The organism is Vibrio sp. CAU 1672, assembly GCF_029223195.1.
Lineage (GTDB): Bacteria > Pseudomonadota > Gammaproteobacteria > Enterobacterales > Vibrionaceae > Vibrio.
On the sequence record NZ_JARHUF010000016.1, the window covers coordinates 52,049 to 66,732 of the forward strand.

Sequence of the window (14,684 nt, forward strand, 5' to 3'; positions counted from 1 at the left end):
GCCCTACAGGCGACAACGTAATGTTATCTAAATATGGTGCGGAAGGAGAGACTTGAACTCTCACACCTTGCGGCGCCAGAACCTAAATCTGGTGCGTCTACCAATTCCGCCACTTCCGCATAAATTGTATGTAGATTGTATCAAGATGGTGCGGAAGGAGAGACTTGAACTCTCACACCTTGCGGCGCCAGAACCTAAATCTGGTGCGTCTACCAATTCCGCCACTTCCGCATCTTGAATCTACTAACCATTAGTCAATTGGTAAAAACTAACGGTTTAATTATGGTGGCTACGACGGGATTCGAACCTGTGACCCCATCATTATGAGTGATGTGCTCTAACCAGCTGAGCTACGTAGCCATCTTTTGGAGCGAGACAATATAAACCTTCACGCTCTTAGTGACAACCCTTTTATAAAGAAATGACACTATAAATAAATGGCAGGTCTACCTGGATTCGAACCAGGGAATGGCGGCATCAAAAGCCGCTGCCTTACCGCTTGGCGATAGACCTGCAGGCGATAACCCGAAAGTTACCTTAAACATGGTGCGGAAGGAGAGACTTGAACTCTCACACCTTGCGGCGCCAGAACCTAAATCTGGTGCGTCTACCAATTCCGCCACTTCCGCATCTATTCCTAACTACTCTCTTGAGAGTGTTTAGGAATGGTGGCTACGACGGGATTCGAACCTGTGACCCCATCATTATGAGTGATGTGCTCTAACCAGCTGAGCTACGTAGCCAAAACCATGTTTTATTGCTCTCAACTCTTTGTTGTCTTGTCGTTGGGAACGGCGCGCATTATGCGAAGTTGAGTGAGATCCGTCAACAGTTTTTTTTAATAAATCCCGGAAAAAACATCGTTCGCTTTCTTTTTAAGCAAAGAGGCGCGTTTATGATCTAAAACTGGAAATAAATTGGCTTGTGCTACCGAACTTAATTTCCTGTTTGTTATGCAAGGTATAAAAAAAGCCAGCACACAGGCTGGCTTTTTATGGAAATGAAGTGTCTAAAATTCATTCACTTAATTAGACATTGAAGCGGAAGTGTACCACGTCACCATCTTTTACGATGTACTCTTTACCTTCCAGACGCCATTTACCTGCTTCTTTGGCGCCACTTTCACCCTTGTATTGGATGAAGTCATCGTAACCCACGACTTCTGCACGGATGAAACCTTTTTCAAAATCAGTGTGGATCTTACCTGCAGCGTTTGGTGCGGTAGCACCGACAGGGATCGTCCAGGCACGCACTTCTTTAACGCCAGCGGTGAAGTAAGTGTGCAGGTTGAGCAGCTCGTAACCGGCACGGATCACACGGTTCAGGCCCGGTTCTTCAATCCCCAGGTCTGCCAGGAATTCTTCGCGCTCGTCATCTTCCAGTTCAGCCATTTCTGATTCGATAGCCGCACATACCGGCACCACGACGTTGTTTTCTTTCGCTGCGTACTCACGTACCGCGTCCAGATAAGCGTTGTCTTCAAAGCCATCTTCGTTGACGTTAGCGATGTACATGGTTGGTTTCAGCGTCAGGAAGTTGAGGTAACCGATGGCTGCCAGCTCTTCTTTAGACAGTTCAACACTGCGCGCCATGCCACCTTCGGTTAATACCGGCAGTAGTTTCTCCAGTACGACCAGCTCAAACTTGGCGTCTTTGTCGCCGCCCTTGGCTTTCTTGGCGTTACGCTGGATCGCGCGCTCACAAGAGTCCAGGTCAGCCATGGCCAGCTCAAGGTTGATCACTTCAATATCTTCGATCGGCGAAACTTTACCAGCAACGTGCACGATGTTGTCGTTTTCAAAACAACGTACCACGTGGCCGATCGCGTCGGTTTCGCGGATGTTAGCCAGGAACTTGTTGCCCAGGCCTTCACCACGAGAAGCACCTGCAACCAGACCTGCAATGTCAACGAATTCCATGGTGGTAGGTAGAACTCTCTGTGGGTTAACAATCTCCGCCAGTGCGTCCAGGCGTAGATCTGGCACAGGAACCACACCAGTGTTTGGTTCAATAGTACAGAACGGGAAGTTGGCTGCTTCGATACCCGCTTTAGTTAGTGCGTTGAACAGAGTTGATTTACCAACGTTAGGTAGACCAACGATGCCACATTTAAAACCCATGATAGTAACCTTATTCAGCTTTGAACGTGTGTAGACGATTTTGTGCTTTGGATAAACCATCCTTAATCAGGATGTCCAGACAACGGACCGATTCATCGGCGGCGGCGTCCAGGAGTTCCTGCTCCTTTGCCGGAGCTTTACCGAGTACAAAACCGGCTACTTTATCTTTGTGTCCCGGATGGCCGATGCCGATACGAAGACGATAAAAATCTTTGTTATTGCCCAATTTGCTAATCGTGTCACGCAGACCATTATGGCCACCGTGCCCACCACCTTTCTTAAACTTAGCGACACCTGGCGGTAAGTCTAGCTCGTCGTGAGCGACCATGATCTCTTCCGGTTTGATTTGATAAAACTTGGCTAACGCCGCGATAGATTTACCGGAAAGGTTCATAAAAGTAGTCGGGATTAGCAAACGGAGATCCTGCCCGTTAACCATAATGCGCCCGGTCAGGCCGAAGAACTTTTGTTCATTCTTTAACGTAACATTGTGAACGCGTGCTAGTTCTTCTACCACCCAAGCACCCGCATTGTGGCGAGTTTTGGCGTATTCCGGCCCAGGATTGGCAAGACCAACAAGAAGTTTGATTGGTTGACTCAAGGTAAGGATCTCTCTGGAATCTCAAAAAAGCGCAGTATGATAGCACAGAAAACTCGCACTGGGCGAGGTTGTCTCACTTTGCGCAGTGACTTTTGAAATAAAAAAACACCCCGGGCAGGGGTGTTTTTCTCTATTAATGGCGCAAAGGTTCTTATTGATTGAACATTGCTGAGATAGATTCTTCGTTGCTGATGCGACGAATGGCTTCTGCCAGCATACGAGACAGGCTGAGTGTAGTTACTTTGCCGGTAGCTGCCATCTCTTTTGAGAGGGAGATAGAGTCAGTAACAATCACTTGGTCAAGAACCGAGCTCTTAATGTTTTGTGCTGCGTTGCCAGAGAAGACAGCATGTGTTGCGTAAGCGAATACACGCTTAGCGCCACGCTCTTTCAGCGCTTCAGCCGCTTTACATAGTGTACCGCCGGTATCGATCATGTCGTCGACAATCACACAGTCACGGCCTTCTACGTCACCAATCAGGTTCATGACTTCAGAAACGTTGGCGCGCGGACGGCGCTTGTCTACGATGGCGATATCAATGTCACCCAGCGCTTTTGCCGTTGCACGAGCACGGACAACACCACCCAGATCAGGTGATACTACGACAGGGTTGTCCAGGCCACGAGCTTGCATGTCTTCAAGCAGTACCGGCGTACCGAAGATGTTGTCTACCGGCACATCGAAGAAACCTTGGATTTGCTCTGCGTGCAGGTCAATAGTCAGAACGCGGTCAACACCAACGTTAGAAAGGAAATCAGCGACAACTTTTGCCGTGATTGGCACACGGGCAGAACGTACACGACGGTCTTGGCGAGCATAACCGAAGTATGGGATAACAGCGGTGATACGGCCTGCTGAAGCACGGCGCATTGCATCAATCATAACAACCAGTTCCATCAGGTTGTCGTTAGTCGGTGCACAAGTAGATTGAATGATGAATACATCGCTACCACGAACATTTTCATTGATTTGTACTGCAACTTCGCCGTCGGAAAAGCGAGAAACAGATGCATCACCAAGAGAAATGTATAAACGATCAGCAATACGTTGGGCTAGTTCAGGTGTAGCGTTACCAGCAAATAGCTTCATATCAGGCACGGTGGAAACCTCAGGGTTGCGTCCAGTTTTAAATAGGTCGGTGTGGGGCTGATTGGTATTCAGCCAATGTCTCTTTCAGTGGCGAAATATTGCGCCCTTGAGCGACAAATGCCGAGACATTATCAGAGAGTTGTGCAAGGATAGATTCCGCTGCGGATTTGCTCGAAAATTCGGCAAAAATGCAAGATCCTGTCCCCGTCAATCTTGACGGCGCGTATTGTAGCAGCCAAGAAAGTTGCTTATCAACCTCTGGGTAGAGCATTCGAACAATTTTTTCGCAATCGTTTACGCTTGGCGTGTGCAAAAGCGTGGTCAAATCGCGTTTAGGTGTATTTCTGGTCAGATCCGGATGGCCAAAAATGTCAGCCGTGGCGATAGACACGTCCGGGCGCACCACTAAGTACCATTTCTCTGCGGGTTCTGCCGGGGTGAGCTTTTCTCCGACGCCTTCGGCAAAAGCGGCGAATCCGCGTACAAATACCGGCACATCGGCACCGAGTGCTAAGCCAATCTCGGCCAGTTCATCATCGCTCAGGTTCAGCGACCAAAGATAGTTCAGAGCAACTAAGGTGGTTGCCGCATTGGAAGAACCGCCGCCGATACCGCCCCCCATTGGCAGTACTTTGCGCAGGTTGATATCTGCGCCAAAGGAACAGTTGGCGTACTGCTGCAAGGCCGTCGCTGCTTTCCAAATCAGGTTATCACGCAATGGCACTCCGGCAATGTCTGGGGTAATTGTGATGTTACCGCTGCGATTGGCCCGGATGGTGAGTTCATCGCCATGATCAAGAAACTGGAATAAGGTTTGTAACTCATGGTAGCCGTTTGCCGTGCGGCCATTAATATAAAGAAAGAGGTTTAACTTCGCAGGTGATGGCCAGCGGGTTGACGTTTCAATCATTGTGTGAGGTTCCATTTGGTGATCACCAGGTTGATTTTGATCTCAGAGCTCGTCAGCTGCAGCTTGTTGGGTAAGGGCAGGTGTTGTTGTTGCCAGTCGATGTCACTGTAGCGTTGATAGGCAATTTTCCAGTCGTGATTGCCGATTTGTTTGTCCAGCTGCAGCAGTGTGTTGCTCGCAGAAAGCTGGAAGCCGTCGGCATCAGTGGGTAAACCCAGCAGCCAGTCTGGCATGTGATCGACTGGCATCATCAAGCCGCTGAGGCGGTAGATTAGCTGGTTGGTATCGGTCGCCGATAACACTTGATCATCGTAGGTTTCGACCGTCGACCCTTGTGGGGTAATGGTCAGTTTGAGTGCGGTCTGACCTAAAAAGGTGGTCAGGCGCAGCTGACTGAACGTCGGTGAGTGTTTCCAGAAAAAGTTCAGGTTCTGCCGCTGCTCAGGGCTGATATAGCCTAATTTTCCGGAAGCTTGAAAGGAGTCGATGGCTTCGAGTTTGTGCTGGTGTGCCTGCCACTCGACGCTGGTCATGCTCTCAGGCATGGAGCTACAGCCGACTAACACCATACTCGACAGTAAAAAGACAAAAAGGGATCGTAACGTCATGGTTGATGGTTTATTAATCACGTTTATCAGTAAACGCTCACAACTATAGCATTGAACCGGCCGGGTTAGGAAAACAAATCCGGCTTACCCTTTCAATAACCGCGTGGTTACAGTAAAATTCTGAACCTATTTTGTAACCGATCTCAGAGATACCACGTTAGATGTCCTTGCTAGCTATTGGAATCAATCACAATACAGCGTCTGTTGACTTGCGAGAGAAAGTGGCGTTCGGGCCGGATAAGCTCGATTTGGCACTGGCGCAATTGAGAGCACACGAAGCGGTCAACGGTAGTGTGATCATTTCGACCTGCAACCGTACCGAGCTGTACTGTAATGTTAAGCAAGGTTCGCGCAATGAACTGATCGATTGGTTATCTCAGTTTCACCAGGTTGGTAAAGATGAGTTGATGCCAAGCCTCTATGTTTATGAAGAGCAGGCGGCAATCAAGCATCTGATGCGTGTATCTTGTGGTTTGGACTCGCTGGTTCTGGGAGAGCCACAAATCTTAGGCCAGGTAAAGCAAGCCTATTCTGACTCACGAGACCATCATACTGTTGATGCCTCAATGGACAAGTTGTTCCAGAAGACGTTTTCCGTGGCTAAACGGGTACGCACCGAAACCGATATCGGTGGTAACGCGGTGTCTGTTGCTTATGCCGCGTGTACGCTGGCCAAACATATTTTCGAATCATTATCTGACTCGGTTGTTCTGCTGGTTGGTGCCGGCGAAACCATCGAACTGGTGGCCAAGCACCTGGCTTCAAATGGTTGCAATAAAATGATTGTCGCCAACCGGACTAAAGAGCGGGCGCTAGGCGTCGCGGAACAGTTTGGTGCCGAAGTGCTCAGCCTGAACGAAATTCCGCTGCAACTGCATCGTGCTGATATTGTGATCAGTTCCACTGCAAGCCCTTTGCCGATCATCGGTAAGGGGATGGTTGAAACGGCATTAAAGCAGCGCCGTCATCAGCCTATCCTGCTGGTTGATATTGCGGTTCCGCGAGATGTTGAAGCGCAAGTGGGGGATCTGAGTGATGCTTATTTATACACGGTTGATGATTTGCAATCTATCATTGACAGCAATATCGAACAGCGCAAGATAGAGGCCATCCAGGCTGAAGCGATTGTCAGTGAAGAAAGTGCTTCATTTATGATCTGGATGCGGTCTTTGCAGGCGGTGGACAGCATCCGTGATTACCGTAACTCGGCGAATGATATTCGCGAAGAATTACTCAGCAAAAGTCTTCAGTCTCTTGCCTCGGGCACTGAACCGGAAAAGGTGCTGCGCGAACTGAGCAATAAACTGACCAACAAACTGATTCACGCCCCCACTCGTGCGTTGCAAAGCGCTGCCGAGCAGGGCGAACCGGCAAAATTAACGGTCATCCGCCAAACACTTGGCCTGGATGATTTGTAACTCACGATTTTTTTATTAAGAAAACGACACTATGAAAGCCTCTATTCTGACTAAGCTAGAAACGCTAGTAGAACGCTACGAAGAAGTGCAACATCTTCTTGGTGATCCTGATGTAATTGGCGATCAGGACAAATTCCGTGCCCTGTCAAAAGAGTACTCTCAGCTAGAAGAAGTCACCAAGTGCTTCCAGGCTTACCAACAAGCACAAGAAGATCTTGTTGCCGCTGAAGAGATGGCAAAAGAAGACGATGCCGAGATGCGTGAAATGGCGCAGGAAGAGATCAAAGACGCCAAAGAAACTATTGAGCGCCTGACCGATGAGCTGCAGATCCTGCTATTGCCAAAAGATCCTAATGACGACCGTAACTGTTTCCTAGAGATCCGCGCAGGTGCTGGCGGTGATGAAGCGGGTATTTTTGCCGGCGATCTGTTCCGTATGTACAGCAAATACGCGGAGAAGAAAGGTTGGCGTATTGAAGTGATGTCGGCTAACGAATCCGAACATGGCGGTTATAAAGAAATGATCGCTAAAGTGAACGGCGATGGTGCGTACGGTGTCCTGAAGTTTGAATCGGGTGGCCACCGAGTGCAGCGTGTACCGGCGACGGAATCTCAGGGCCGTGTACATACTTCAGCCTGTACAGTAGCGGTAATGGCGGAAATCCCAGAAGCGGAAATCCCGGAAATCAAAGCGGCAGACCTGAAAATCGATACTTTCCGTGCATCAGGCGCGGGTGGTCAGCACGTTAACACCACGGATTCTGCAATCCGTATTACTCACTTACCGACCGGTACTGTGGTGGAGTGTCAGGACGAGCGTTCACAGCATAAGAACAAAGCCAAAGCGATGTCAGTACTGGCGGCGCGCATCATTCAGGCCGAAGAAGCCAAACGTGCAGCAGAAGTGTCTGATACGCGTCGTAACCTGTTAGGTTCTGGTGACCGCAGTGACCGTATTCGTACCTATAACTACCCACAAGGCCGTGTATCGGATCACCGTATTAACCTGACGGTTTACCGCCTGAATGAAGTGATGGAAGGTGATCTGCAGAGCCTGGTTGACCCAGTGCTCCAGGAACACCAGGCCGATCAGCTTGCGGCTCTGGCTGAGAATAACTAATTCAATGCGCCCGGTTCAATCGATTGAGCAAGTTCTCAAACGTGCGGCGATGACACTTGAGCAAGGCGGCAAAGAGTCGCCTTCTCTTGATGCCGCTGTGCTGCTTTGTTACGTGCTCGGTAAACCTCGTACCTACCTGTTAACCTGGCCAGAAAAAGAGTTGCTGCCCGAACAGCAGGCGCAATTTGACGCTTTGCTCCAGCGACGCCTGGCGGGTGAGCCGGTAGCTTATATTATTGGCGAGCGAGAATTTTGGTCTTTGCCGCTAAAAGTGGCGCCTTCGACGTTGATCCCAAGGCCGGACACTGAGCGTCTGGTCGAAGTTGCATTGGAAAAAACTTATCAGCAAAGCGGGCCGATACTTGATCTTGGTACCGGAACCGGGGCTATTGCGCTGGCACTGGCGTCTGAACTGCCAACCCGGCAGGTGATGGGGATTGACCTCAAACAAGAGGCGAAAGAGCTGGCGGAATACAACGCAGCACAGTTAAATATTAAAAATGTGACCTTTGCCCAGGGAAGCTGGTTTGAACCGGTTGTTCCGGGAACAAAGTTTGCTTTGATTGTTTCCAATCCACCGTATATCGATGAACGAGATCCACATTTGTCGCAAGGAGATGTCCGGTTTGAGCCCAAATCGGCGCTGGTTGCAGCAGACAAAGGCCTGGCAGACATCCGGCACATTGCTCAATCAGCTCGCCAGTATCTGGAAGACGGTGGCTGGTTAGCATTTGAACATGGCTATGATCAAGGTGATGCCGTTCGCGCTATTCTCACCCAGCTTGGTTACCAGCAGGTGGCAACGGAACAGGATTACGGCGGCAATGATCGCGTCACTTACGGTCGTTTTGAACCGCAACAGTAAAAAATAACAAGAGATAAGATATGTACGCAGCTCTGAAACATATTCACCTATTGACTATTGCCGTCAGCGCGGCGCTGCTTTCGATTCGTTTTGCGCTGCTGATGATGAACTCCCCCAAACGTAACCTGCGTTTTCTGAAAGTGGTGCCACATGTCGTGGATACGGCGTTGTTGTTGTCCGGAATTGGTTTGATTGTGGTTACCGGACAGATCCCGTTTACCGAGTCCGCCCCCTGGCTAACCAACAAAATCACCTGCGTGTTGGCTTATATCGCTTTGGGTTTCTTCGCCCTGAAACTGGCTAAAAATAAACTGCTGCAGTTCTTTGCTTTCTTTGGTGCATTGGGGTGGCTGGTTATGGCCGCAAACATCGCTTTCACTAAGAATCCATCCTTACTCGGGTAATTGAGCATGTTTGAGTTTTTTGATGAAGATTTTGACCACATGGAGCTGGTGGAAGGTGCACTGGAGCTGAATAAAGCGATCAATCCGGAAACCAACGTACATTGGGCCAAGCAGGAACTGCAACGCCTGTATCATGAAGCTGAGGCGGTTTTGGTACATGAAGTCGATGAAGAGCAACGTTTTGAGGTGTTCATTCGTTTGTTTTTCCATCAATGGGGATTCCAGGGTGATGAACAGGCTTACTTTTCCGCCGAGAACAGTTTCGTTGATAAAGTGTTGGAACGACGTAAGGGGATCCCGGTCAGTTTAGGGGCGATTCTGCTCTATCTTGGCCGAAAACTCGGCTTTCCCCTGATTGGCGTGACTTTTCCGACCCAGTTCTTAATTAAGGTCGATTGGCCGCACAAAACTTCTGAGTACTTAAACCCCTTCAACGGTGAGTTTGTCGGCGAAAAAATCTTGCAAGCCTGGTTGATTGGCCAGGAAGGGCCGCTGGCAACCTTGCAGGCTGAACACCTCAGCGAGGCAGATAATCCGACGGTGATCGGGCGTTGGCTGGCGCTGATCAAAAGTGCCATGTTACGTGAAGAGCGTTATACCCTGGCGTTACGCTGCACCACGCTGGCCCTGACTTTTGTGCCTGATGACCCGTATGAGATCCGTGACCGCGGTTTTATTTTTCAGCAGTTGGACTGCCATCAGGTTGCGGTTTCGGATTTTCAGTATTTTATTGACCAGTGTCCCGACGATCCGGCATCAGAGCTACTAAAATCACAAGTTAATGCGATGAGCGAAAAACACGTTACGCTTCATTAATTAGAACAATGCGCTGTAAAGCGTATTGAAGGCAGATAAAAGAGAATCAAAATGGAACAGAAAATCGTTAATGTCGGCGACATTCAGGTTGCTAACGACAAGCCATTCACCCTATTTGCAGGTATGAACGTTCTTGAGTCTCGTGATCTGGCAATGCAGATCTGTGAGCACTACGTAAAAGTGACTGATAAACTGGGTATTCCATACGTATTTAAGGCGTCGTTCGACAAAGCAAACCGCAGTTCTGTTCATTCCTACCGTGGCCCTGGCCTGGAAGAAGGGATGAAAATCTTCCAAGAGCTGAAAGATACGTTCGGCGTAAAGATCATCACTGACGTTCACACCGAGGCGCAGGCTCAACCAGTGGCAGATGTGGTTGATGTTATTCAGCTACCGGCATTTTTGGCACGTCAGACGGATCTGGTTGAAGCGATGGCGAAAACCGGCGCTGTGATTAACGTGAAAAAACCTCAGTTCATGAGCCCGGGACAAGTGGGCAACATCGTTGAGAAATTCGCTGAATGTGGTAACGAAAACATCATTTTGTGCGAGCGCGGTTCCTGCCATGGTTACGATAACCTGGTGGTAGATATGCTCGGCTTTGGAGTGATGAAGAAAGCATCGAAAGGCAGCCCGATCATCTTTGATGTGACGCACTCTCTGCAGATGCGTGACCCATCAGGTGCCGCTTCCGGTGGACGACGTGAACAGACGGTTGAACTGGCTAAAGCGGGTCTGGCAACCGGTATTGCCGGCCTGTTTATTGAAGCGCACCCGAACCCGGATAAAGCCATGTGTGATGGCCCGTCTGCACTGCCGCTGGACAAGCTAGAGCCGTTCCTGGCGCAAATGAAAGCATTGGATGATCTGATCAAGAGCTTCCAGGACATCGATATCAAATAGCCTGCCGCGAGTCGCGCTTATCCTGATATGCCTAATGGTCAACGTTTTCGTTGGCCATTTTTTATGCCTGTTGTGGTGTGATTTGTTTGCTGATGCTGTAGGTCAGTTGCGTGTGGATAAGTCAGGGCCCAGGTAAAAATAATTGATATGTCACAGGTTTTTGATTTTTGATTGGTGATCAATCTAACATAAATATGAAACCAATCTATAGGGTTGTAATTATTCATTTAAACTATGTCATGTTTTGCGCCAAAGTGGATGAAAAGCAGCATGCTGTTTACTTCCCCCGCGCAAGCAGTGGACCCTAAACAAGAAAAAGGTAAGACAATGAAGCAACGCCTGATTATCAAAACTGCGTTGAGTGCTGCGATTCTGGCCACGTTAGCTGGCTGTGCAACACAACCCGCACATCAATGGAATGAAGACACCACTTATAAACTGACCGTGTTGCATACCAACGATCACCATGGCCGTTTCTGGCAGAATAAATATGGTGAGTATGGCATGGCGGCGCGTAAGACCTTGATTGATGAACTGCGCGCAGAGATCAGGGCTGAAGGTGGTAGCGTGCTTTTATTGTCAGGCGGTGACATCAACACCGGCGTGCCTGAATCTGATCTGCAACAAGCTGAACCTGACTTCAAGGGGATGAGCAAAATCGGTTACGATGCGATGGCGTTAGGTAACCATGAATTTGATAATCCGCTCGATGTGCTGTTCCAGCAGCAAGAGTGGGCCAACTTCCCAATGCTGTCGGCGAATATCTATGATAAAAACAGCGGTGAGCGCCTGTTTCAGCCATACGCGATGTTCAACAAACAGGGCATCAAGATTGCGGTGATTGGCCTGACCACCGAAGATACCGCCAAGTTGGGTAACCCGGAGTATATTGGCCAGGTGGATTTCCGTGATCCAAAAGAGGAAGCGAAGAAACTGATTGCTGAGCTTAAGCAAACAGAAAATCCGGATCTTATTTTCGCGGTAACCCATATGGGACACTATGAAAACGGCAACCGTGGTGTTAACGCCCCCGGCGATGTGGCACTGGCCCGTTATCTGCCAGAGGGTGAGCTGGACATGATTGTCGGCGGGCATTCACAAGAGCCGGTGTGTATGGAAGGCCCGAATGTTATTAAGAAAAATTTCAAGCCAAGTGATGAATGTAAGCCGGATCAGCAAAACGGTACTTTCATTGTACAGGCATATGAGTGGGGTAAATATGTCGGCCGGGCGGACTACGAGTTCCGCAATGGCGAGCTCTCGATGGTGAGTTACGATCTGATCCCGGTCAACCTGAAGAAGAAAATTAAGGTTGATGGTAAGTCTCAGCGTGTCCTGATTGAAGAAGAGATCGCGCAAGACAACGAGATGCTCGAGTTCCTGCGTCCGTACCAAGAGAAAGGGCAGGGGCAATTAAACGTGAAAATCGCTGAGTCCAACGGCAAGCTGGAAGGGGACCGCAATGTGGTGCGCTTTAAGCAAACTAACCTGGGCCGCCTGATTGCTACCGCACACATGGAGCGCGCTAAAGCCGATTTTGCGGTAATGAACTCTGGTGGGGTACGTGACTCCATTGAAGCCGGTGAGATTACCTATAAAGATGTTTTGACGGTTCAGCCATTCGGTAACATGGTGTCTTACGTTGATATGTCAGGTCAGGAAGTGTTGGATTACCTGAACGTGGTAGCGACTAAGCCGATTGACTCTGGTGCGTATGCTCAGTTCGCGGGTATTTCAATGACAGTGGCTGGTGGCAAAGTGTCTAACGTATTCATTGGTGATAAGCAGTTGCGTTTGGATCAGACATACCGCTTTACCGTGCCAAGCTATAACGCTTCCGGCGGTGACGGCTACCCGAAAATCAGTACCCATCCAGGTTATGTCAATACCGGTTTTGTTGACGCCGAAGTGCTGAAAGAGTACCTCGAGTCGCACAGCCCGATTGACGTGAACACCTATGCCCCGGCCGGTGAGATGGTGTATAAGTAAAAAGCCTTTGACTCAAAAGCTTAATTGGCATTAACTACAAGCGCTGCACCCATGTGATGGGTCGCAGCGCTTTTTGTTTGATAAGGAGAAACTTGATGACTCCGGCCATTAATTTAGCGAAGAAGAAAAAAGTCCCGCACAGCATTCACCAGTATGAACACGACCCCCGTGCGGACAGTTATGGACTAGAAGCCGCCGAGGTACTCGGCCAAGATCCCAAAACCGTATTTAAAACGTTACTGTTTTGTCTTAACGGTGAGCCGAAAAACCTTGCAGTGGCGATCATTCCGGTCGATCAGAAGCTGAACCTTAAGCTGGCCGCCAAAGCGGCAAAAGGTAAGAAAGCGGACATGGCGGATCCTGATATTGCCCAAAAGACCACCGGTTATGTGGTTGGGGGGATCAGCCCGCTGGGACAAAAAAAAGCTTTACCCACTTTTCTGCATGAGAGCGCGGCCGAGCAAGGTACGATTTGTGTCAGCGCAGGTAAGCGTGGTTTGGAAATAGAACTGGCACCAAAAGATTTGCTTAGTTTAACTCGTGGTCAGTTTGCACCTTTGTGCTTATAAGTGACTCACCAATAAAGGAAAAGGACGCTGAGCGCGTCCTTTTTTGATTTTGCTATCAAACCTTTGAATTACTTTTTCAAACTCAAAGTGCCACCAGTACGTTTTACTGGCTTGCCTGGTTTTGCCGCGTTCGGATTCATGTAATGCTGCTTTGGCTTGCTCGGTGATTGTGGTTTGTTTTGCGGCCTGCCGTGTTCAGCTTGAGGTTTGGCTTTGTAATGCTCTTTATTAGCCGGGCGTGGGTTTTCATCGTCACGCTGACGACGTTTTTGCTGACCTTTCTTTGAGTTTGGCGCATGGCGGAACTCGTCGGCATTGTTACCGCGGAACGTGCGTGACTTTTGATTACGGCGTGCAGTTGAAGCCTGGTTTTCCTCACGGCTATCAAACAGCTTGGCATCGGTGGCTTTACGAATCTGGCGACCTTTTGCGTCAACTTTAGACGCGTCTTCTGTGCCGACCGACCCCTCACACATCGCCAGGATCTCTGCGACTTCGTCATCGCTCAAGTAACGCCATTTACCGTTAGGAATGCCATCGAGCGAGACGTTCATGATCCGTACACGGCGCAGTTTAAACACTTCATAGCCCAACGCTTCACACATACGACGGATCTGGCGGTTCAAGCCCTGGGTCAGGACGATACGGAACGAGAACTTGGTCTCTTTGGTCACTTTACACGGCAGCGTGATGGTATCGAGGATCTTGACCCCACTCGACATCTGCTTGAGAAATTCACCCGTGATCGGTTTATCAACGCGCACCACATACTCTTTTTCGTGGTTGTTGCCTGCGCGCAGGATTTTGTTGACGATGTCGCCATCGTTGGTCAGAAAGATCAGGCCATCCGACGGCTTATCCAGCCGGCCGATAGGAAAGATGCGTTTTCTGTGGCCAATAAAATCGACGATGTTGCCCGGTATGTCGCGCTCTGTGGTACAGGTAATCCCGGTCGGTTTGTTGAGCGCAATATAAATTGGCTTTTCTTTGGTGGCGACAGGCTTACCGTCGACACAGACATCATCGCCCGGCAGAACTTTGGTGCCCATTTCTGGCTGTTGGCCATTAATTGTGACCCGGCCGGCTTCAATGAGACGATCGGCTTCGCGACGCGAGCAAAAGCCCGTTTCGCTGATAAATTTGTTTAGGCGCTTGGCGTTATCTTGTGACATGTTGGTCTCCTAACGTTTCACAACGGCGGTTGATTGAGGTGTCCTTCCCAGTGTTAAATGGGAAGAACCGATAAGGGCAGGGATTCTAGCACCGCAAGG

Annotated in this window: 14 protein-coding genes and 6 tRNA genes; 8 read left to right on the forward strand and 12 right to left on the reverse strand. The window is 49.4% G+C overall.

From position 1 onward, the window contains the following. Positions 1 to 34: 34 nt before the first annotated feature. The 11 genes from P2G85_RS14645 to lolB all read right to left on the reverse strand — a co-directional run bounded on the left by P2G85_RS14645 (position 35) and on the right by lolB (position 5,329). Positions 35 to 119, reverse strand: a tRNA-Leu gene (locus tag P2G85_RS14645). A 27-nt stretch (positions 120 to 146) separates the two neighbouring features. Continuing rightward, positions 147 to 231 (reverse strand) — tRNA-Leu (locus P2G85_RS14650). Positions 232 to 283: 52 nt separating this feature from the next. Then, positions 284 to 360, reverse strand: a tRNA-Met gene (locus P2G85_RS14655). Positions 361 to 438: 78 nt separating this feature from the next. After that, positions 439 to 513: transfer RNA gene (locus tag P2G85_RS14660), tRNA-Gln, on the reverse strand. Between the two features lie 31 nt (positions 514 to 544). After that, positions 545 to 629 (reverse strand) — tRNA-Leu (locus P2G85_RS14665). 37 nt (positions 630 to 666) lie between these two features. Next, positions 667 to 743: transfer RNA gene (locus P2G85_RS14670), tRNA-Met, on the reverse strand. A gap of 285 nt (positions 744 to 1,028) precedes the next feature. Next, on the reverse strand, positions 1,029 to 2,120 hold the full coding sequence (gene ychF / locus P2G85_RS14675; RefSeq protein WP_275864813.1) for a redox-regulated ATPase YchF: 1,092 nt from the start codon (positions 2,118 to 2,120) through the stop codon (positions 1,029 to 1,031). 10 nt (positions 2,121 to 2,130) lie between these two features. After that, on the reverse strand, positions 2,131 to 2,721 hold the full coding sequence (pth, locus tag P2G85_RS14680; RefSeq protein ID WP_275864814.1) for an aminoacyl-tRNA hydrolase: 591 nt from the start codon (positions 2,719 to 2,721) through the stop codon (positions 2,131 to 2,133). Between the two features lie 151 nt (positions 2,722 to 2,872). Then, positions 2,873 to 3,820 (reverse strand): ribose-phosphate pyrophosphokinase, encoded by a 948-nt coding sequence (locus P2G85_RS14685; protein ID WP_275864815.1) that lies wholly within the window; start codon positions 3,818 to 3,820, stop codon positions 2,873 to 2,875. Between the two features lie 28 nt (positions 3,821 to 3,848). Further along, complete coding sequence (gene ispE / locus P2G85_RS14690) at positions 3,849 to 4,736, reverse strand: 4-(cytidine 5'-diphospho)-2-C-methyl-D-erythritol kinase (RefSeq protein WP_275864816.1); 888 nt, start codon at positions 4,734 to 4,736, stop codon at positions 3,849 to 3,851. Further along, entirely contained in the window at positions 4,718 to 5,329 is a 612-nt protein-coding gene (lolB, locus tag P2G85_RS14695; RefSeq protein ID WP_275864817.1) for a lipoprotein insertase outer membrane protein LolB, read from the reverse strand. Before lolB ends, ispE begins: the two co-directional genes overlap by 19 nt. A gap of 161 nt (positions 5,330 to 5,490) precedes the next feature. Between lolB and hemA the strand changes: the two genes are divergently transcribed. The 8 genes from hemA to ybaK all read left to right on the forward strand — a co-directional run bounded on the left by hemA (position 5,491) and on the right by ybaK (position 13,413). Then, a complete protein-coding gene (hemA, locus tag P2G85_RS14700; protein ID WP_275864818.1) occupies positions 5,491 to 6,747 on the forward strand; it encodes a glutamyl-tRNA reductase in 1,257 nt (418 codons plus the stop codon). A gap of 31 nt (positions 6,748 to 6,778) precedes the next feature. Next, positions 6,779 to 7,867 carry a peptide chain release factor 1 gene (gene prfA, locus P2G85_RS14705; RefSeq protein ID WP_275864819.1) on the forward strand — a complete coding sequence of 363 codons (1,089 nt, stop codon included), beginning with the start codon at positions 6,779 to 6,781 and terminating at the stop codon, positions 7,865 to 7,867. A 4-nt stretch (positions 7,868 to 7,871) separates the two neighbouring features. Further along, positions 7,872 to 8,732 carry a peptide chain release factor N(5)-glutamine methyltransferase gene (gene prmC, locus P2G85_RS14710; RefSeq protein ID WP_275864820.1) on the forward strand — a complete coding sequence of 287 codons (861 nt, stop codon included), beginning with the start codon at positions 7,872 to 7,874 and terminating at the stop codon, positions 8,730 to 8,732. Positions 8,733 to 8,752: 20 nt separating this feature from the next. After that, positions 8,753 to 9,136: a SirB2 family protein gene (locus tag P2G85_RS14715; protein WP_275864821.1), complete on the forward strand. Its 384-nt coding sequence runs from the start codon at positions 8,753 to 8,755 to the stop codon at positions 9,134 to 9,136. A 6-nt stretch (positions 9,137 to 9,142) separates the two neighbouring features. Further along, positions 9,143 to 9,952, forward strand: coding sequence for a SirB1 family protein (locus P2G85_RS14720; RefSeq protein ID WP_275864822.1), 810 nt, complete (start codon positions 9,143 to 9,145; stop codon positions 9,950 to 9,952). A 51-nt stretch (positions 9,953 to 10,003) separates the two neighbouring features. Next, positions 10,004 to 10,855, forward strand: coding sequence for a 3-deoxy-8-phosphooctulonate synthase (kdsA, locus tag P2G85_RS14725; RefSeq protein ID WP_275864823.1), 852 nt, complete (start codon positions 10,004 to 10,006; stop codon positions 10,853 to 10,855). Between the two features lie 327 nt (positions 10,856 to 11,182). Next, positions 11,183 to 12,844, forward strand: a complete 1,662-nt coding sequence (ushA, locus tag P2G85_RS14730; protein WP_275864860.1) for a bifunctional UDP-sugar hydrolase/5'-nucleotidase UshA — start codon at positions 11,183 to 11,185, stop codon at positions 12,842 to 12,844. A gap of 95 nt (positions 12,845 to 12,939) precedes the next feature. Continuing rightward, a complete protein-coding gene (gene ybaK / locus P2G85_RS14735) occupies positions 12,940 to 13,413 on the forward strand; it encodes a Cys-tRNA(Pro) deacylase (protein WP_275864824.1) in 474 nt (157 codons plus the stop codon). A 68-nt stretch (positions 13,414 to 13,481) separates the two neighbouring features. Here ybaK and rluF read toward each other — a convergent pair whose 3' ends face one another. Next, positions 13,482 to 14,585 carry a 23S rRNA pseudouridine(2604) synthase RluF gene (rluF, locus tag P2G85_RS14740; protein WP_275864825.1) on the reverse strand — a complete coding sequence of 368 codons (1,104 nt, stop codon included), beginning with the start codon at positions 14,583 to 14,585 and terminating at the stop codon, positions 13,482 to 13,484. Positions 14,586 to 14,684 lie beyond the last annotated feature (99 nt).

What these genes read in the sequence shown, in the direction of transcription:
- P2G85_RS14715 (WP_275864821.1), top strand. Translation starts at nt 8,753, where the DNA reads ATGTACGCAGCTCTGAAACATATTCACCTATTGACTATTGCCGTCAGC.
- hemA (WP_275864818.1), top strand. Translation starts at nt 5,491, where the DNA reads ATGTCCTTGCTAGCTATTGGAATCAATCACAATACAGCGTCTGTTGAC.
- P2G85_RS14720 (WP_275864822.1), top strand. Translation starts at nt 9,143, where the DNA reads ATGTTTGAGTTTTTTGATGAAGATTTTGACCACATGGAGCTGGTGGAA.
- ybaK (WP_275864824.1), top strand. Translation starts at nt 12,940, where the DNA reads ATGACTCCGGCCATTAATTTAGCGAAGAAGAAAAAAGTCCCGCACAGC.
- prfA (WP_275864819.1), top strand. Translation starts at nt 6,779, where the DNA reads ATGAAAGCCTCTATTCTGACTAAGCTAGAAACGCTAGTAGAACGCTAC.
- rluF (WP_275864825.1), bottom strand. Translation starts at nt 14,585, where the DNA reads ATGTCACAAGATAACGCCAAGCGCCTAAACAAATTTATCAGCGAAACG.
- ushA (WP_275864860.1), top strand. Translation starts at nt 11,183, where the DNA reads ATGAAGCAACGCCTGATTATCAAAACTGCGTTGAGTGCTGCGATTCTG.
- ychF (WP_275864813.1), bottom strand. Translation starts at nt 2,120, where the DNA reads ATGGGTTTTAAATGTGGCATCGTTGGTCTACCTAACGTTGGTAAATCA.
- prmC (WP_275864820.1), top strand. Translation starts at nt 7,872, where the DNA reads ATGCGCCCGGTTCAATCGATTGAGCAAGTTCTCAAACGTGCGGCGATG.
- kdsA (WP_275864823.1), top strand. Translation starts at nt 10,004, where the DNA reads ATGGAACAGAAAATCGTTAATGTCGGCGACATTCAGGTTGCTAACGAC.
- ispE (WP_275864816.1), bottom strand. Translation starts at nt 4,736, where the DNA reads ATGGAACCTCACACAATGATTGAAACGTCAACCCGCTGGCCATCACCT.
- lolB (WP_275864817.1), bottom strand. Translation starts at nt 5,329, where the DNA reads ATGACGTTACGATCCCTTTTTGTCTTTTTACTGTCGAGTATGGTGTTA.